The organism is Nocardia sp. NPDC005745, from assembly GCF_040630775.1.
Taxonomy (GTDB): Bacteria; Actinomycetota; Actinomycetes; order Mycobacteriales; family Mycobacteriaceae; genus Nocardia.
Genome location: NZ_JBEXYF010000041.1, coordinates 23,223 through 41,730, shown reverse-complemented (window position 1 = coordinate 41,730; position 18,508 = coordinate 23,223). Strand labels below are relative to the sequence as shown.

16 protein-coding genes and 1 pseudogene are annotated in these 18,508 nt (G+C 67.2%); 9 read left to right on the top strand and 8 right to left on the bottom strand.

The window, feature by feature from the left end; all coding sequences use genetic code 11:
* The first annotated feature begins 33 nt into the window (after nt 1–33).
* Genes narH through narI form a run of 3 tightly spaced genes read left to right on the top strand, consistent with a single transcriptional unit; the run spans nt 34 to nt 3,184 of the window.
* Nucleotides 34–1,752, top strand: coding sequence for a nitrate reductase subunit beta (narH, locus tag ABZ420_RS31170; protein ID WP_357130324.1), 1,719 nt, complete (start codon nt 34–36; stop codon nt 1,750–1,752).
* Nucleotides 1,749–2,429 (top strand): nitrate reductase molybdenum cofactor assembly chaperone, encoded by a 681-nt coding sequence (gene narJ / locus ABZ420_RS31165; RefSeq protein WP_357130277.1) that lies wholly within the window; start codon nt 1,749–1,751, stop codon nt 2,427–2,429. Before narH ends, narJ begins: the two co-directional genes overlap by 4 nt.
* A complete protein-coding gene (gene narI / locus ABZ420_RS31160; RefSeq protein ID WP_357130274.1) occupies nt 2,426–3,184 on the top strand; it encodes a respiratory nitrate reductase subunit gamma in 759 nt (252 codons plus the stop codon). The genes narJ and narI overlap by 4 nt, the downstream gene beginning before the upstream one ends.
* A 116-nt stretch (nt 3,185–3,300) precedes the next feature.
* On the opposite strand, the gene ABZ420_RS31155 is transcribed toward narI, so the two are convergent.
* Nucleotides 3,301–3,756: a VOC family protein gene (locus ABZ420_RS31155; RefSeq protein ID WP_357130271.1), complete on the bottom strand. Its 456-nt coding sequence runs from the start codon at nt 3,754–3,756 to the stop codon at nt 3,301–3,303.
* A gap of 229 nt (nt 3,757–3,985) precedes the next feature.
* On the opposite strand from ABZ420_RS31155, the pseudogene ABZ420_RS31150 reads away from it, so the two are divergent.
* A pseudogene (locus ABZ420_RS31150) lies at nt 3,986–4,150 on the top strand (gas vesicle protein K); the annotation flags it as partial.
* A gap of 269 nt (nt 4,151–4,419) precedes the next feature.
* Here the strand turns inward: ABZ420_RS31150 and ABZ420_RS31145 are convergent.
* Nucleotides 4,420–5,319: a hypothetical protein gene (locus tag ABZ420_RS31145; protein ID WP_357130268.1), complete on the bottom strand. Its 900-nt coding sequence runs from the start codon at nt 5,317–5,319 to the stop codon at nt 4,420–4,422.
* Nucleotides 5,320–5,491: 172 nt separating this feature from the next.
* Between ABZ420_RS31145 and ABZ420_RS31140 the strand changes: the two genes are divergently transcribed.
* Nucleotides 5,492–6,214, top strand: coding sequence for a TVP38/TMEM64 family protein (locus ABZ420_RS31140; protein WP_357130265.1), 723 nt, complete (start codon nt 5,492–5,494; stop codon nt 6,212–6,214).
* A 32-nt stretch (nt 6,215–6,246) separates the two neighbouring features.
* Here ABZ420_RS31140 and gcvH read toward each other — a convergent pair whose 3' ends face one another.
* On the bottom strand, nt 6,247–6,639 hold the full coding sequence (gcvH, locus tag ABZ420_RS31135; protein ID WP_357130262.1) for a glycine cleavage system protein GcvH: 393 nt from the start codon (nt 6,637–6,639) through the stop codon (nt 6,247–6,249).
* Nucleotides 6,640–6,916: 277 nt separating this feature from the next.
* Nucleotides 6,917–7,363, bottom strand: coding sequence for a cupin domain-containing protein (locus tag ABZ420_RS31130; RefSeq protein WP_063052241.1), 447 nt, complete (start codon nt 7,361–7,363; stop codon nt 6,917–6,919).
* 123 nt (nt 7,364–7,486) lie between these two features.
* On the opposite strand from ABZ420_RS31130, the gene ABZ420_RS31125 reads away from it, so the two are divergent.
* Both ABZ420_RS31125 and ABZ420_RS31120 read left to right on the top strand, forming a co-directional pair.
* The gene (locus ABZ420_RS31125; protein WP_357130259.1) at nt 7,487–8,185 is read left to right on the top strand and encodes a TetR family transcriptional regulator; all 699 of its coding nucleotides are present in this window, start codon (nt 7,487–7,489) and stop codon (nt 8,183–8,185) included.
* 169 nt (nt 8,186–8,354) lie between these two features.
* A complete protein-coding gene (locus tag ABZ420_RS31120) occupies nt 8,355–10,058 on the top strand; it encodes a metallophosphoesterase (protein ID WP_357130256.1) in 1,704 nt (567 codons plus the stop codon).
* Nucleotide 10,059: 1 nt separating this feature from the next.
* Here the strand turns inward: ABZ420_RS31120 and ABZ420_RS31115 are convergent, their stop codons facing one another.
* Entirely contained in the window at nt 10,060–10,389 is a 330-nt protein-coding gene (locus ABZ420_RS31115) for a TfoX/Sxy family protein (RefSeq protein WP_357130253.1), read from the bottom strand.
* Between the two features lie 606 nt (nt 10,390–10,995).
* Between ABZ420_RS31115 and ABZ420_RS31110 the strand changes: the two genes are divergently transcribed.
* A complete protein-coding gene (locus ABZ420_RS31110; protein WP_357130250.1) occupies nt 10,996–13,092 on the top strand; it encodes a hypothetical protein in 2,097 nt (698 codons plus the stop codon).
* A 49-nt stretch (nt 13,093–13,141) separates the two neighbouring features.
* On the opposite strand, the gene ABZ420_RS31105 is transcribed toward ABZ420_RS31110, so the two are convergent.
* Together ABZ420_RS31105 and ABZ420_RS31100 are read right to left on the bottom strand one after the other, a co-directional pair.
* Complete coding sequence (locus ABZ420_RS31105) at nt 13,142–14,134, bottom strand: alpha/beta hydrolase family protein (protein WP_357130248.1); 993 nt, start codon at nt 14,132–14,134, stop codon at nt 13,142–13,144.
* Nucleotides 14,135–14,570: 436 nt separating this feature from the next.
* Nucleotides 14,571–14,804, bottom strand: coding sequence for a hypothetical protein (locus ABZ420_RS31100; RefSeq protein WP_357130245.1), 234 nt, complete (start codon nt 14,802–14,804; stop codon nt 14,571–14,573).
* A gap of 127 nt (nt 14,805–14,931) precedes the next feature.
* On the opposite strand from ABZ420_RS31100, the gene ABZ420_RS31095 reads away from it, so the two are divergent.
* On the top strand, nt 14,932–15,414 hold the full coding sequence (locus ABZ420_RS31095; protein ID WP_357130243.1) for a helix-turn-helix domain-containing protein: 483 nt from the start codon (nt 14,932–14,934) through the stop codon (nt 15,412–15,414).
* Between the two features lie 12 nt (nt 15,415–15,426).
* Here ABZ420_RS31095 and ABZ420_RS31090 read toward each other — a convergent pair whose 3' ends face one another.
* Entirely contained in the window at nt 15,427–18,315 is a 2,889-nt protein-coding gene (locus ABZ420_RS31090) for a hypothetical protein (protein ID WP_357130240.1), read from the bottom strand.
* Between the last annotated feature and the right edge of the window lie 193 nt (nt 18,316–18,508).

Below are 18,508 nucleotides of genomic sequence, written 5' to 3'. Positions count from 1 at the left end.
CCGACGCAGGAAAGCGGTACTGACATGCGAGTCATGGCACAGCTGGCCATGGTGATGAACCTGGACAAGTGCATCGGCTGCCACACCTGCTCGGTCACCTGCAAGCAGGCCTGGACCAATCGCGGCGGCACCGAGTACGTCTGGTTCAACAACGTGGAGACCCGGCCCGGACAGGGCTATCCGCGGCAGTACCAGGATCAGGAGAAGTGGAAGGGCGGCTGGACGCTGAACAAGCGCGGCAAGCTCACCCTCAAGTCCGGCTCCCGGCTGAAGCGGCTGCTGAACATCTTCGCCAACCCGGATCTGCCCACGGTCGAGGACTACTACGAGCCGTGGAGCTACGACTACGACAACCTGCTGTCGTCGCCGCAGATCGACACGACGCCTGTCGCGCGGCCCAAATCGCTGATCACCGGCGAGGACACGAAGGTCACCTGGGGCGCCAACTGGGACGACGACCTCGGCTCGGGTCCCGAGCAGGTCGGCAAGGACCCGCTGCTGGCGAAGCTGTCCGACCAGGTGAAACTGGAGTTCGAAGAGACCTTCATGTTCTACCTGCCGCGGATCTGCGAGCACTGCCTCAATCCGTCGTGCGCGGCGTCGTGCCCCTCCGGCGCGATCTACAAGCGCGCCGAGGACGGCATCGTGCTGGTGGACCAGGACAAGTGCCGCGGCTGGCGGCAGTGCGTGTCCGGTTGCCCGTACAAGAAGATCTACTTCAACCACAAGACGGGCAAGGCGGAGAAGTGCACCTTCTGCTACCCGCGCGTGGAGGTCGGCATCCCGACGGTGTGCTCGGAGACCTGCGTCGGGCGATTGCGCTACATCGGCGTGATGCTCTACGACGCCGACGCCGTGCTGGAGGCCGCGTCGGTCACCGAGGACGCCGATCTCTACCCGTCCCAGCTCGGTGTGTTCCTCAATCCCCATGATCCGCGCGTGATCGCCGAGGCGGAGCGCGCCGGGATCTCGCCGGAATGGATTCAGGCCGCCCAGGATTCGCCGGTCTACAAGCTGATCGTGGACTACCAGATCGCGCTGCCGCTGCATCCGGAGTACCGCACCATGCCGATGGTCTGGTACGTGCCGCCGCTGTCGCCGGTGGTGGACGTGCTCACCGAGACCGGTCACGACGGCGAGAACGCGTCGAACCTGTTCGGCGCCATCGACGCGCTGCGCATTCCGGTGGAGTACCTGGCCGAGCTGTTCACCGCGGGTGACGTGGGCCCGGTGCGCGCGTCGTTGCAGCGCCTGGCGGCGATGCGTTCGTTCATGCGGTCGGTGAACCTCGGGGAGGAGCCCGATCCCTCGATCGCGCCGTCGGTGCGGCTGGAGCCCGAAGAGATCGAGGCGATGTACCGGCTGCTGGCCATCGCCAAGTACGAGCATCGCTACGTCATCCCGACCGGCGCGGGAGCCCGCGCGCACGAACTGGATTCGCTCGCCACCGGATGCAGCCTGGACACCGACGGCGGGCCGGGCATGACGGCGTTCGACCAGATGGTGGAGAAATTCCATCTCACCGACTCCAACGGCGCCGCGCCGCAGGAGAAGTCGTCCCGGATCAATCTGCTGAACTGGGACGGGAAGAGCACCGACGGTTTGCTGCCGAGCAACGGCGATGTCAACGGCAACGGGCACGCGAACGGCCACACCAACGGCAACGGCTCAAGCAACGGGAACGCCGACGGCGGCGCGAGCGACGCGGTCGCCGGTGATCCGGCCTCGACTCCGACCGGAGCGGGGCGATGAGCCTGCTGAACCTGCGGCGCCGCCCGGAACCGGCGGTCGAACTGGCCCAGCGCGACCGTCAGTTGGTCTGGCGGATCGCCGCGCTGCTGCTGGACTATCCGGGCGAGAAGACGCTGGCCATGGTCGACCAGTTGGCGACGGCCGCGGCCGCCCTACCGGACGAAGTGCGCGCCCACCTGGACGAATGCCTCGACCACCTGCGGACGACTCCGCCGCTGGAACTCGCCGCGGACTACGTCGCGACCTTCGACATGCGCCGCCGCGCCAGCCTGCACCTGACCTTCTACGCCTACGGCGACACCCGCAAGCGCGGGATGGCGCTGCTGCGGTTCAAGCACGCCTACCGGCACGCCGGTGTCGAACTCGGTGACGAAGAGCTGCCCGACCACCTGCCGGTGCTGCTGGAGTTCGCCGCCACCGTCGATCCGATCGGCGGCGAACGGCTGCTCGGCGAGCACGTTCCGGTGCTGGAGTTGCTGCGGCTTTCGCTGTCGGACAACGGCTCCCCCTATGCCGGAGTGCTCGCGGCGATCGGGGCCACGCTGCCGCCGCCGACCACCGCCGACCGCAGGCGCATCGCCGAACTCGCCGCCCAGGGGCCGCCCGAAGAGGAAGTCGGATTGGAACCCTTCGCGATGGACCCCTCCCTGTTCGACGGATCGGAAGGCCGACGATGAACGCAACGCCGAACCTGCCGATCGCCCTGTGGCTGATCCTGCCGTACATCGCGTTCACCTCGTTCGTGCTCGGGCACCTGTGGCGCTACCGCAACGACCAGTTCGGCTGGACCACCCGCTCTTCACAGATGTACGAGAGCCGCCTGCTGCGCCTGGGCAGCCCGCTGTTCCACTTCGGCATGCTCGGGGTGTTCGGCGGTCACGTGCTCGGCGTGCTGATCCCGGAATCGTGGACCGACGCGATCGGGGTCTCCGAGCACCTGTACCACGTGATCGCGGTCGGCGCGGGGTCGGTGGCCGGGCTCGCCGTGCTGGTCGGCGTGGGCATCCTGCTCTACCGGCGTTTCACGGTGCCCGCCGTACGCAAGGCGACTACCGGCAACGACAAGCTGATGTACGCGCTGCTGGCCGCCGCGCTGATCACCGGCCTGCTCAACACGTGGGGCAGCAATCTGCTGTGGGGCACCTACAACTACCGCGAGACCGTCTCGCCCTGGTTCCGCAGCCTGTTCACGCTCGCCCCTGAGCCCGAGCTCATGGTGGACACGCCGTGGACCTTCCAGCTGCACGGTTTGGTCGTGCTCGCGCTGATCGGGCTGTGGCCCTACACCCGGCTGGTGCACATGTTCAGTGCGCCCGTCGGCTACTTGATGCGGCCGTATGTGATCTACCGCAGCAAGGAATACGATGCTCCCGACAAGCGCCGTTACGCCCGGGCGTGGGACGCGCCCGTGACCCCCGAACGCTGGCGCTAGACCGCCGCGCACGAGACGACCCCGCCCGGACAATGGCGTCCGGACGGGGTCGTCCGCATTGCCGGACGTGGTGGCGTCATTCGCCCGGTTGTCCGTGCGGTGCGGATTCCCGAGGGTCAGGCGTTGTCGTAGGCGTCCTGCAGCGCCTTGACGTCGAGCTTGGACATCGACCGCAGGGCGGTGCCGACGGCGATGGTCTTGGCGGGATCGTCGCCGCCCATCAGCTTCGGCAGCGCTGAGGGCGCCACCTGCCAGGACAGGCCGTAGCGGTCCTGGAGCCAGCCGCACGGGCCGGGCTCGCCGCCGTCCGCGGTGAGGGCTTCCCACAGGCGGTCGATCTCGTCCTGGGTGTCCACGATGACCTGCAGCGACGCGGCATCGGTCAACGGGTGGCCCGGGCCGCCGTTCATCAGCGTGACCGCTTGACCGTCCAGGTTCAGCGCGACGATGAAGGCCGAACCATCGGAGTTGCGGGAGATGTCGACCACCCGCGAGTTCGGGATCACCGAGGCGTAGAAGGCGGCGGCTTCCTCGGCGGCGTTGTCGAACCAGAAGAAGGTGTTGACCGACATGATGTGCTCCTGTGCTGTGGTGTGACCTGCTGTCACCTCCTGGTCGGAACCGCTCAGCCGCCTTCGACATAGTTCGCGAATTTCTCCGAATTTTTTTCCGCGAGCGGCGGCCACTCTCCGCCAGACGATCGCTGAAAGCGCTTCCACAGCCCGGGACTTCCCCACTTTTCGCAGGCAGAACCCATCGACCTGGTAGGTAACCAGGCATACGCTGAAGTTTGGCCGCCGCGACGCGGGCGACCTCACCGACACCCAGATCGAACGCATCGGCACCACCCTCATGCTGCTGGAACAACGCATGGACGAACTCCGCGACCACTTCGGCCTGACCCTCGAAGACCTCAACATCGACCTCGGCCCCCTGGGCACCCTCCTCCCCCGCGACCCACCCTGATTCGAGGTCCAGCGGCACATGCTGGAGAGTCTTCTCGGCAAATACCGCAGCCATGTGCCGTTGATCTTGCAACTACGCGCAGAGGTTCTGATAAAGTTGGGGTGCGCCCGAGAGGGTGCGGGGAGCTGGGTATGGGCCCCGCCGGTTCGCGACCGGAGTTTCCACAGAAGCGAGGAGATTCGGGATTAACGCCCCGGTCGGCCGATGCCGATAGCTCAAGAGTAGAGCCCCGCTTTGTAATTTCGTTGGTCCCGTCCAGGCCGCCTTCCCTATCTGATCGCCAATTCGGAGCTGAGCTCGACATCCGTCAGTCCGATGACACCGTAGTGGTGCCGAGCGACTCCGCGCGCTTTTCGCAACGCGACCTTCATGTCATGCAGCATCTTGGGTTGGTCGGCGACGATCTCGTCGACGACCAACGCAGCCCAGCAGGTTCTGGGGAGGGCGGTTTGCAGACCGAGGTTGGTCTCTCGATCGAGACGCTTGGTGATGGCGAGAGCGGCGATCATCTCGCCGTGCCCGAATTCGATCCGGTCACCGATCCTGAGAGTTCGCGGGTTGCGTTTGGCAAGGTCGAACCACCCCTGCTCCTGCGAAGCTGTCCACTCGGCCAGTTCATCGTGGAGCGCCTGCGTCACCGTGCTGCCGTTGTGGATCACGGCGTTACGCATCAACCGCAGCACGGTCATATACGACATCATGTCCGTGTCGAACCTCTGACCGGTGGTGCGCTCGAAAACCGGATGCAAGCTGACCAGATTGCCCTTGGCGAGAACCTTCGAGCACAACTGGTTCGCCGCCAGCATGTCGATGCACGTCCTCATGTAGTCCTCGTGCAGGGACAGGACATAGGGGACAGCCATCTTGCCGAGATGCGCGTCGGCGCCGAGCAGGATCTGGCGGGCGTCATCGGACTTCAGGTTGAACCGTTGGATGTGGTCGACCGCCGGGAACACCTCGGGTAACAACCGATCCGACCCTTCGGTCAGCCGCAGCAAGTGAGCCGACAACTGGGCGCCTGCGAGGAGCGCCATCATCGCGTTATTGGCCTCGGCCTTGCGTGCCTCGTACTCCCGAAAGGCTCGAAACCGCACCATCATGCTGCGCGCCGGGCCACCCCTACCCACTGAATCCCCCTCATTACTCGCGGTTTTGCTACGAACGGCCAACGGCAGGCTCCCCCGCTGCCCGGCGGGTATTCTGCCGGACTCCACCGCCGTTGTCCCCGAGAAGACGGCACCGACCACGCTCGGCGCCGCGCAGGCTGTCGGCGCCGACTCCGGGCGCGTATGCCCATCGATTCGAGGGTGTGGTCGCGCGTGCGGCAGGATTGGGCGCACCATGACCGGCGACGATCAGCTCTCCCCCGGCAGCCGGCGGCTGCACATCGCACGGCTCGCGCTGTTCGCCGCGGGCCTGGCGGTGATGTTCTATCTCGTCGCCGTCGCGCGGGTGATCGACGTCGATGGGGTGCGCGGCATGGTCGCGGCGACTGGGGCCGCGGCGCCGTTCGCCTACCTGGTGGTGTCGGCTGTGCTCGGCGCCGTCTTCGTTCCCGGGCCGTTGCTGGCAGCCGGGAGTGGTCTGCTGTTCGGGCCGCTGGTCGGGACATTCGTGACGCTGGGTTCGGCGGTGGGCACGGCGACCATCACGAGTTTCCTCGGGCGGCGGGCCGGCCGCGAGAGCGCGCGCGGCTTGCTCGGCGCCGAGCGCGCCCAGCGCATCGACGCCCAGATCGAACGGCGCGGCATGTGGGCCGTCGTGGGTCAGCGCTTCGTCCCGGGTATCTCCGACGCCCTGGCGTCATATGTCTTCGGCGCCTTCGGAATTCCGTTGTGGCAGATGGCCGTCGGCGCGTTGATCGGATCGGCGCCACGGGCCTTCGTCTACACCGCACTCGGCGCATCGATCGGTGACCTCTCGGCCCCTCTGGCCTACACCGCGATCGCGGTATGGTGCGTCACCGCGATCATCGGAGCTTTCGCCGCACATCGCGGCTACCGCAGTTGGCGCGGTAGGGGTACACGTCGCGAAACAGTGCCGGACCGCGACCCGGACCACTGAACCCTCGCCTACGGAGGGGCGGCGTTCCCCGGTTACGCGCCGAGATCCTCGAGCAACCGGCGGTAGGCGTCGGCGTCGAGCAGTTCGTCATCCGAGACGCCTTCCGCCCGCCTGATCTTGAACAGCCAGGCCGCGTACGGGTCGTTGTTCACCTGCTCGGGGTCGTCGGCGATCGCCGGGTTGACCTGGACGACTACGCCGCGCGCCGGGCTGTACATCTCGGCGATGGCCGAGACCGCCTCCACGGCGCCGACGGCCTCGCCGGTCCCGACGAAGGTGCCGACGCCGGGCGTGGTGACGAACAGGATCGTGCCCAAATTCTGTTGCGCATGGTCGGTGAGTCCGACCGCCAGCGTGCCGTCACGCTCCAGCCGAGCCCACATGTGCGCATCGGTGTACTTCAATTCAGCAGGAATCATCGACATGTCTGGGTCTCCATCCGGAAGTCGACGCACCGCAGATCGCCCGCCGCGGACGATCACCGCACAGCTTGCTACACGGTCCGGGCTATCCGAGTTCGCACACGCCGACCGGAGAACCGCGCGGCCGATCATGTTCCATCGGTCCAGCACGCGCCGAGACTTCACGAACTCGGACACAGGCGCATCGTGCACACAACCGCTCGATCCGAGACAGCCGCTTATCCAGGAGCCGCCGAGACCCCTGCGGCCGGACTTTCGGCACCGACCGGTGCCGAGGACGCTACGCGCAGGGCGGGGCAGGTGCGTCGATGAACAATGGCTCGCCCGTCGGTGGGGCGTAGACGACGTCGAGGACCAGCGGTTCGCTGCCGCGGTTCAGACCGACGTGGACGTTCCATTCGCCCGCGGGCTCGTAGATGAACTCGCCGGTGCGATACACCGGCGCGTCACACTCGGGACCGGGGTGGGTGAGCGTTCCCGATCGGACGAAGCCGAAGACCGGGCCGACGTGGTAATGCCAGCCGGTGGAGCCGCCCGGGCCTATCGTGATCTCGCGGACGACCAGATCGGTGCCCGCGACGAACGGTAGGAGCCCGGCGGGGATCCGGGCCTCACCGAGGGTGACGGCGGTGATGTCACTACCGGGCGTAGCGTCGGCATGCGCCGCACTCACCAGGGCGGCGGCGAGCACCACCGGCACCACGGCGACGCGGAGAAAGAGCGTCATCCCCGCAGCCTAGTCACGGGGCTGTCGCACCGGAACCTCGTTCGGTGACAATCGGAATCCCGCCGAGCGACGCCGCTGTCGTGGCGAGTATCCACGACAAGACCACTGGATTACCGTACATACGTGGCCCGGACAGACGAAGAGGATTCGGCGGCGAAGATCATCGACGCCGTGTTGTCGATGCTCGAGTCGGACGGCTACGACGGGGTCCAGTTGCGGGCGGTCGCGCGGAACGCGCACGTCTCCCTCGCCACGGTCTACAAGCGGTACCCCACCCGTGACGATCTGATGCTCGCCGCGGTCGAGCGATGGATGGCGACCAACACCTACGCCACCCCGGCGCCGCAGATCGAAGGCGAGACGCTTCGCGATGGCCTGATCCGGTTGTTGCGGTACGTATTCGAACCCTGGGAACGAAATCCCCGGATGCTCGAAGCCTACTATCGCGCACGATCCGGTCCCGGCGGCCGGCGACTGGACGCTCAAGGCTTCGACGCCGTACTGCCCGCCATCGCAGCCCTTTTCGCAGATGCCGAGCCCGACTACGTAGCGGACATCGCGCTCGTGCTGACCCATATGACCTACGCGTTGATCGGCCGATTCGCGAACGACGATCTCGACATCACCGAGATCCTGCCCGCCCTCGAGCGGACCGTCCTGCGGCTGACCGGGAACAACGAACCATCAGCAGCTGCCGCCGGGCGCGCGCGACCGGGTGCGCCGGGCTTCGCGTGGAGCGATTCGCTCGTCTCCCCGTTCTCCCCTGATCTCCCCCCGGACCGAGATCAGTCGCCGAACCCGTCGGAGCAGCCACCGGCGTAGACCGCAGCCGACCCGTCCGCGCCACGGCCCACAAAGGCGCGGCCTGCGCAGTTCCGTTCCGGCATATGCCTGATTCGCACGGCGCCGAAGCCGGTCGTTCGCGAGGTATTCCCGCCTGCGGTGCGGTGTCGAGTTGCTCCACGCGCCCGGCCGGTACAGCATCTGCGGTATGCCGTCCACACCGCTGAATCCAGCAGGCGACGTTCCCGACACCGGAATCCCCGGCCATCTCGCCGCTCACATGACCATGGCCGAGCAGCACGAATGGCACCGCGCCTACCTGCGCCGTCACCCGGTGTCGCGGCGCAATATCCTGCGCGGCGCCGCGGCGGCCGCGGCCGTGGCCACGATCGGCACGGTGCCGTTCGGCGGGCGCGCCTACGCCGAGGACGCCCAGTTGGCGGTGGGTGGACGACGCGTCGCTTTCGGCCCGGAGGCGGCCGGCCAGTTGCGCTTCGCGGCGCAGCTGTCCCGGCGTCCGGCGGGCGCCATGGTGTACCTCGACCACGGACCGACGCCTGCATTGGGCGCCACGGTCGAAGCCGAAGTGCGCAACCTGCTCACCCAACTGCCCACCGACGACGGCGGCGTGCTCGCGGCCGAACAGTTCTACGTCCACGCCCCGGTGGACGGCCTGCCCGGCCGGGTGCCGCACTTCTACCGCTGGCGGACCTCCGACGGATTCGTCGGCGACATCCGCACCGCCGCGCCCGCGATGCCCAGCGCACGCCCCTCGGTCCTTCCGTTCCGCTTCACCATGATGGGCGACCAGGGCACCGACGAGACCCCGGCGCTGCCCGAAGGCGTCGTTCCCGGCGACTACGACGACAAGTACTACAAGGCCGACAACGATCCGGCCGCGCCGCACGCGAGCAACGTGTTGCGCCAGATCGCCGCCGCGCGACCCGATTTCCACATTCTCGCAGGCGACATCGCCTACGCCGATCCTTCCGGCGCGGGCAAGCCGGGACAGTTCGCCGCGCACGGAGCGCGACCGGCCGGCGGGTTCGACAAATACAACCCCTACGTCTGGGACGTCTACTTCAACGCCATCGAGTCCAGCGCCGCCCAGACGCCGTGGATGTTCGCCACCGGCAATCACGACATGGAAGGCACCTACGGCGAGCACGGCTACGGCGGGCACCTGGCGCGCCTGGACTTCCCCGGCAACGGTCCGGCGGGCTGCCCGTCGGCGTACTCGTTCACCTACGGCAACGTCGCGGTGCTCTCGCTGGACGCCAACGACGTCACCTACGAGATCCGCGCGAACAGCGGCTACTCCGGTGGCGCGCAGACGAGCTGGGTGGAGCGCACCCTGGCCGCCTACCGCGCCGACCCCGACATCGACTTCATAGTCTGCTTCTTCCACCACTGCGCGTACTCGACCACCGAATCGCACGCCAGCGACGGCGGCGTGCGGGACGCGTGGGTAGGACTGTTCGACCGATTCCAGGTGGATCTGGTGTTGCAAGGCCACAACCACGTCTACGAGCGCACCGATCCGATCCGCGGCGGCCGGGCGACGAAGGTCGCGGGCGACAACTCGATCGTCTACCCGGAGACCGACGGGACCGTCTACTATACCGTGGGCGGCGGCGGACGCCCGCGCTACGAATTCCAGCCGGACTCCCGAGAGACCTTCCGCGGCAACGAATTGCCCGACACCGGGGTGCCGAACAGCTACGTCTGGACGCCCGGCGGCGGCAAGCAGGACGAAGCCGCGCCATGGTCACGGGTCCGCTTCCGGAATTACTCGTTCCTGCGCGTCGACGTCCGGCCTGGCGTGTTCGCCAGCGAGATGGATGTGGTCGCGGTCGACGAGTACGGCCGCGAATTCGACCGCGTGCTCTTCCGGCGGCAGGTCCGGCCCTGAGCTATTTCCTCTTCGGTGGAAGGGTCCGGGCGTAGGCGACGCCGCGCTCGACCCATTCCCGCAGGACTTCGTCGTCGTCGGTGGCGGTGACCCGCAACCAGCCGACCATCTCGCGACCGCCCATGACCATGGGCTGCACGGCGTCACCCAGGAGCCGCTCGCCCTCCTCGGGATCCACCCGCACGAGCAAACCGCCCTGCCTGCTGGCGGCGACTGCCATATTGCCACCGATCAAGAAGGCGAGTCCGCCGAACATCTTCCGCTCGGTGAGTGCGGGGCCGGGCACGATCAGTTCCCGGATCCGCTCGGCCAGCTCCTCGTCGTATGCCATGTCGGCATTGTTCACCCGGTATCCGACAAGTCGGCGTTCCGCCGGTCGAGAACGCCCGCGTGTCGTCTCCGGGGCCTCGGCGCGGCGTAGGCGGCCGAGCACCGCGCACGTCGATGACGCGGCATGCATCCGGCGACCGTGGTCGAAGCCGAAAATTACTGCACCACAATCTTTTTGATCTGACCTCTAGGTATACGGCCGAGGTCCGTACGTACACTCCCGAGCCGCCTGGTTGTCATTGGACGTTCAAGCGGATGTTTCCGTACCTGTCTGTAATACAGGCGTGAGACGGTGCCACGCATTGCCATCGGCCTCAGCGCGCAATCCGTTCCACTTCTCGCAGTCGGCTGCGCCCCCACAGACGGGACGAAGGACTCTTCCGTGCACATCTGCCCCCCAGCGGTGCGATCACGCGCTGTCCGCCGCAGGTCATCCAGACGGCATTCGATTCCGGTCCCGGGCGCATTCCGCACGGCATGGCGCCCACTGCGCGGCGGTGTGCCGAGCCGGTGGCCGCGTTTCGGAACAGGTCCTTGGCGGCGCCGTGCCGTCTGGATCGCCCTGATCATATTCGCGCTCTTCGTCTTCCCCGGCTTCGTCGGCGCGTTGGCCACCGCACAGGACGCGGCGGGCGGCACGGCCGGAACCTCTCAGATCGACGGCCTCAGCTGGATGAACATCCACGACTCGTCGGGTATCGCGTTGTCGGACTACCGGTTCGCCACCGGCGACGAAAGCTTGTTCAAGCCGCGCGCCACCATCCTGTGGGCCGTGCTGGGCTTCGAGTTCATCGGCTACATAGCCATCGTGACGACGGCGATCTGGTTGATCGGCTACGCGCTGAGCTTCCGGTGGCTGGACATGTTCAGTGCGGCCCTGCACGGCGTGGCCGACGCCATGACGGCACAGATCGCGACCCCGATCATGCTGGTCACCGCGGCGAGCATCGGCGCGGTCTGCGTCGGGTGGTTCATCGCGCGCGGCTACCACGCGAAGGCCACCATGCAGGTGGTGACGATGGTGGGCGTGGCACTGCTGGGTCCGTTGTTCCTGGCCGAGCCCTTGGCGGACGTGCTGTCCTCGCACGGGTTGCTGGCGCAGGGCCGCGATCTCGGCATCTCGGTGGCGGCGGGCTTGAACGGCGACGCCGATCCGAATCCGACCCAGCTGGTGGCGACGATGCAGAGCGATCTCGCCGACAATTTCGCCCGGCAGCCGTTGCAGGTGTGGAATTTCGGCCATACGGTCGACCAGCGGCCCGCCTGCCGGTCGGCGTGGTCGGCCGGTGTGGCGGCAGGCGACGACGCCCGGGTGATCAGCGGCTTGAAGTCGTGCGGCGACGCCGCCGCCCACGCGAAGGCCGAGAACCCCTCCATGGGGCAGGTCGCCACCGGGCTCATGCTGCTGACCTGCGGCGGCATTCTGCTGGTCTTCGCGATGTACCTCGGACTCGAGGTGATCAAGGCCGCGCTGGACACGATCTATCACGGGTTCATGTCGATATTCGGTTTCGCCGCAGGCGGATTCGTGTACGGCCCGACGCAGACCTTCCTGGTTCGCAATATCGTGGACAGCTTCGTCGCGGCGGCGCGCATGACGGCGTACACCATCTTTCTCGGGGTCTACATCCTCTTCATGGGCAACCTGTTCGCGCAGGCCCGCGGCCAGGTCATGGCGGTGATCATCATCGCGGGCACCGTCGAGATCGTCGCCGTGTTCCAGCTCAAACGCCTCAGCAGCGGCCTCAGCCGCGGCAACGACTGGATCGCCAACCGGTTCGGTCTCGCGATCCAGGGTCAGGGCAAGTCCGCGAGCGGCGGCAGCGGCACCGCCCTCGGCATGGGTGGTGGCGGCGCTGGAAAGGCTTCGCCCGGAATGGGTTTGGTGAGCACCCTCACCACGCTCAATGCCATCAACTCCTCGCCGGTGACGGCATGGCTCGCCGGAGGAAGGGTCAATCCGCTGAATCCGCTGTCGAGCACACGAAGGAGGATCGAACGCTCCACCAGGAGAATCCTGACCAGCCGCGAAGAGGGCTACATCGAGCACCAGCTGGCCCGCACGAACTGGCGTGCTGTCGCGGTCGACGCGGCCGCGCCGATGGGGGGCATGCGCACCCAGCTGGGCGTCTCCCGTGCCTTGAAAGTGCTTCGGGACAACAAGGTTCCCGATTCACGGATCCATGCCGTTCTGCTCTCCTCCGGCGCCACCCACGAGCGGGTGACCCACGCGTTCACGGCGTACTCCGTCCAGGAATCGACGGCATCGCAGAATCCGTACAGCTTCGCACCGTTGCAGAAGGCGATCGCGGCGGCCTGGGCGGTGGACAACCATGTCGACCACGAAGCGCACGACGCCTTCGCCGCTCAAGCGGTCATCGCGGCGGACAGTTTCGTCCGGCACAGCAACGCACCGGCCCCCGGCGCGGCCATCGATCACGGATTCGTGCAGCGGGTCGAGCAGAATTGGCATTCGGACCGGGCACTGCGGGCGGCGATCACGCCGGACGAATGGGACGGCGCGGGGCGTGACACCCGATGGGCGATCGGGCACCGAGTCGCGACCTTGCACCAGCAGGCGGCCCGGACCTACTACGAGAATCCGAACGACATCAACCGGGAAGCCTTGATGCGATCGGCCAGACGCGTCGCCAACCTCGACCACCTGGATCCCGAGGGTGGACTCGACCCATGGAATCCGTAGCGAACTCGCGCGTACCGGGTCGATCCGGCCCGCCCGCCGAGCGTTCCGATCAGACGCCCAGCGCGCCCGCGAACAGCGGCCAGGACTCGTGCACGTCGTCCTGCCAATACGTCCAGGCATGCGTGCCCGCGGGGCGGAGATTCGCCGTGAAGGGGATGCCGAGAGAGCTCAACCGGTCCACGAACGCCCGGGTGCAACCGTTGATCACCGTCTCCATGCCTCCGCCCACCAGCAACCGATCCACCAGCCGGAAGGGGTTGCCGTCGATGCCGGGATCGCTGAGCGTCTCGTGCGATCCCGGTGCGCCGGTGCTCGCCGAGATGTAGAGCGCCACACCGCGCAGCCGCTCGGCCTGCACCATCGGGTCGTGTTCGGCCCAGGCCGGATCGCCGGGCGGACCCCACATATTGGCCGGGTCCGCGCCGAACACTCCCAGTTGCGATCGGACGATCGCCTGGCCCATCGGATCGCTGGTGCGCGGACATCCGCTGTAGGCGCCGACCGCCTGATACAGGCCGGGCGCACCGATCGCGAGGTCCAACGCGGAAGTCGCCGACATGGAAAGTCCCGCGACGGCGTTGCGGCCGTTCATCCCGAACCTGGCCCCGAGCAGCGGCGGCAATTCCCTGGTCAGGAACGTCGTCCACATGTTGCGGCCGAGCACAGGGTCATCGCGCAGCCAATCGGTGTAGTAGCTGGCGCGCCCGCTCAACGGCACGATCACGTTGACGGGTTTGTCCGCGAAGAACGCCGCGATGTCGGTGCGCCGGGTCCACGGACCACCGTCCTCGCCCCCGTCCACGGCGTTCAGCAGATACAGCGCGGGAGCGCCGGAACCCGGGTGCGACATCCACAGCGTGATGGGGCGATCCATCGCCGCGGAGTGGACGACGACTTCGAACTCCCGCCCACCCAGCGGGCGCACGTCGAGAATGCTCGCGCCGGGGTCGGCGGCGGCGGTCGTGGCCGGGACGAAGGCGGCGCACACCGCGAGAAGTGGAACCAGGCATCGCAGGAGCCGGTACATGAGACGAGTGTCCATCACCCCCGCCTGGGCACATCTGGCATTCGTCGAGCATGTTCTCAATCGAACATGAAATTGCTGCTCAAACGCGATCAATGCCGAATTATCTCGATTACTAGACCCAGAAAGCAATTATTCGGCAAATATCAACGTATGATCGCGCTCCTCGCTCCGGGGCTCCGGCGACTTCGTGCTGAGCGACGCATCGAAGTCCGTCGCCCAGGCGGTCGCCGCGCATCCGACCGACCCGGGCGCCGTGGCACGAGGCGACTCGGGACAGGGCACGCAGACTCCGCTCGCACGGCGCACGCTGCGCCGAGGGTCACAACCCAACAGGGCACATGCGCCGACTGCCTGCCCGGGCGAGCAGGGGCCGGAGCGGTCCGGCAGCATGCGACCGGCGCGCCGCGCATCCACCGCCGCGCCGGTCGCGCGGGTCTCGCGCGCACCCCGGTCATCCTCCGCGTACCACCTGCGCGAATACCTCATCCAAATCGGATGCCTTCAGTCCGAGCGTGTCACGGATGGCTGAATCGTCGACCGTGAACGCCTCGTGTGACATGTGGTATGTCTCGAACAACTCGGCGTAGAACGGATCGGTCAGACCGAGCAGCGTCAGCTCCCGATCGCTCATGACCGCCAGCCGCGGCTCGGGCGCTCCGGCGACCGCTGCGAACCGCCCGGCCATCTCCCGTACGGTCGCCGTGGTACTCGGGGCGTGCCAGGGGCGGCCCCACGCGCGCTCGTCGCGGGCGACGGCGACCGCTGCCGCCGCCGCGTCACCGACCGCGGTGTAGGGGTGCGGCTACGCGGGCATGGCCATGTTGAACAAGGTTTCCGCACCCTCCGCGACGGCGGTCAGCGCGGCCGTATCCAGCGCGTCCATGGAGCAAGCTCAGTTCGTGGATGCACCCCTGCCCGCGGAGAAAGGTGTCACGCTCGCGGACACCCGCGCCTGGGCGCTACGGCGACTGGACACGCCGCTGTCGCTGGACGACCTGGCCGCCCACGCGCGCACCAGCGTCCGCACACTGACCCGCCGCTTCCACGAGGAAACCGGTCTCAGCCCGCAGAAATGGCTGCTGCACCAGCGCTTACAACGAGCCAGGGAACTGCTGGACTCCACCACACTGCCGATGGACCAAGTGGCCAGGCACAGCGGCCTCGGCTCGGCGGAGTCGTTGCGCCAGCACATGATCCGGCATGTCGGTGTGCCACCGAGCAGCTACCGCGCGTCGTTCACCCGCGCACCTGCCCACCCGAACTCGGGAAGGGAGATGGTCCGCCCGGACCGGTGAACCGGTCTTTGGTTACTCGTGCGTGTCCTGGGGGCAACGGGCTTGTGCGGGACGCGCGATCCCGATCAAGGCGTCCCATTCGGAATCGGTGAGATCCGCCCCGGCGTAAGCACAAGCGGCCCGTATCAGTCCCTCCGGTGAGATGTCGCGTTCGATCAGCGTTCCATCGACGCCACCGGAGAATGCCGGACCGGGGTTCATCGTCACGAGGTACCGTCCATCAGCGGACAAAGCGACAGCGGGCGTCACGTGCCAAACAGAATCCGGCTCCAGTTCCCCTAGATTCGTACCATCGGCCGCGAAGAGCGTCATATAGTTCGCCTGGTCTCTCGCGACGACCACTGTCGTGTCGTCAGCGGCGGCCACCTGCGCGGTGGCTCCCCGAGTGCTGCGGAAGGGAATCGTCCGCTCACGACTGGAGCCGGTGCGGTCCCATACTTCGATGTTCTCCTCCCGCCCGATCAGCAGATGCCGGCCGGAGAACGCCATCGCCTGCACGTCTTTGCCGTCGATGTCGTGCGTGTCCTGATGTCCGGACAAGTCGTATACCGAAAGGTGGACGTCATCGCGCACGGCCAGTATCTCCCCGTTCGCGTCGATCACCGCTTTCCGGATATTGCTGGAGTCGACCGCACCGCCCAGCGGAATGAATTCCGAATCGATACCGCCCGTGACCAGATTGTGCAGGTAGGCCCTTCCGCTACCGTCCAAAGACACCGCGGTATCCGAGGATGCCGACACCGCCGCCGCCGCGACCCGCACCAGCGGCGGCGGAGAGGACAGCACCGCCACCTCGAACGGCATTTCCGTTCGGGGCCGGTCGGCGGGCACGCGGCGGTCATAGCCGGAGTCGGGATGCGCGGCGATCGCCAGTAAGGTTCCGTCGCGGCGCCACACGGGTATTCCGTCCAGCCCGGGGATGACATGTCGCCGGGACGAGTCCGGTCCGAGCTGCTGGATGATCACGACGTCGCTGTTCAACGACGACTCGTCCGGGTCCTTGCGCTTGCCCGTGATCACGGCGGTGCGCCCGTCCGGCGACAGCGACAAGCCGGGATCACAGCTGTTGCATCCTTTGACGATCGGCACCGGGATGGATTTCGCCAACCGATCGCGCTGCGCGATGTCCCACAGGGTGATCAGTCGTCCTGAGGCCGAAACCAGTTGTGTTTCAGAGTTTCCACGGAACCGTAGTAGCGCTCGGTCGAAGTCGACAGCGGAACCGGTGATCAGCGGTGGTGGTTCCCGGGGGGTGATCTCGGCGGCCACCGGCGCCACATAGAGACCGCCGTCCTCACTGGGTACCGCTGCCACACGGGCCGTACGGCTGAGCGCTGCGGCCGCCGCCCGGCGGGGCGTGGCGACGCCCACGTACTCGGTTTCCGGACGAGCAGCATCCGAAGCCTGCCGCAGCCGGAAAACCGGTACCGGGATGCCGGGCAGGACCGAACACGTGAACGAGGATCCGTCGGCCGACAGTTCTCCGACGACTTGGCTGTTCCCGCAGACGGAGTCGGTGTCCAAGGGCGAAAGGTCTACGGCGGCGCCGTCTCGGAGAGAAACCTGGCGCACGCGGCCACCGGTATCGAGGAGACGCAGGACCGTGTCCTCGGTGAACACCATGCTCGTCATCGGCCGGCGGGTCGGACGCGACATGCGGACCTGCCCGGAGAGAAGGTCGATGATGTCGACCGCCCCGTTCGAGATCCCGGCCGTGTCGGTATGGATGCGATGAACAGCGCCGAACTTCCCGGATGCGGAGATCGCGACGACATCGGCGCCACGCTCGTCGGGCGCGCCGAACTCCCGGCGGCCCGCGCCGTCGCGCCACAGTGTCGTCGAGGCGCCGTCTGTGGCGAGGACGGTCCGGCCGTCCGCCGCGACAGCCAGGGATCGGATCGCGCCGGGCAGTCGCGCGACCGATGTCGGCGACGGACTGCCGGGCGCCCACGTGACGACCTGCCCATCCGCGAGCCCGGCGACGACGGTTCCGCCGTCGGCGCTGCTCTCCAGGGCGGTGACGTCCGCCGGTGCGGCGACGTGACGAACGATTGCGGGACTGGCCAGGTTCGCGCGGAGCAGGGCGGCGTGATGGCGTGGGCTCGGGTCGAGACGGTAAGCCGCGACGGCCAGAAGCAGGGCCGCACGGACATCCGTGGTCATTTTGGTATCGGCGACCGACGCCATGAGTCGCGCCGTGGCGATTCCGGCCTGCTCCTCGGCACGATTGCTCTGCACCCTGGCTACGAGCGCTGCGATCAGCGCCAGGACGAGCAAGGTCACCAATGCGCCGATGGCGGTATTCGCCCAGCGCAAGTTTCGCTTGGTCTGCTGATAGCCCTCGGATTTGATATCTGTCTCGGAGACGCCGTGAATTACCGCGGCGATGCCGACCGCGATGGCGTCGATATCCGGATACGAGGCTCCGTCCGCACCCTCGCGCCACTTGATCGTCTTGTATACGGGTTCGGAGGCGAAGACCCCGAACAGGCGTGGCGGGAGCGCGGTAGAGCGAACTCGGTCCCAATCCCCCGCCACCTCGTCCCATGCCAAGGTCCCGGCGCTCAGGACCAGCAATATCGTCTCGGGAGACCGATTCGCCAGCCACCACTCGATCTCGCGATCCACCCACATGGATGCGGCAGCCTCGGGCGAAGCCACCACGACGAGCCACTTGGAACGCGACAGGCCCGCGACGATCTTGCCCTCCAGTTCGGGACCGATCGAGATTCCGCTGTAGTCGAGGAAGATGCGTGTTCGTGGGAAGCGGTACCACGGTCGTGGCAGCTTCTCGATCGCGTTCTGGATCAACGGAAGCACCGCCCGATCCCGGTCCCCGCTGTAGGACAGGAATGCGCCATACCCGATCTCCGCACGCGTGGTACGCCGCCGAAGGTTCACCCGCACAACCGCGCCTCACGTTCTGCCGTGTTCACGCCCACCCGTCAACGGGAGAGTTGACCGTACCGACGTCCTGCTCACGTATCAGTGTCATACGTTCCGGAGCGTCCGACGGCCCCGAGATCTTCGCCGACAGCCATTTCGAACCGACTTCGACCCCTCCGGCCGACATCAGCCCCCTCCTCCCGATTGC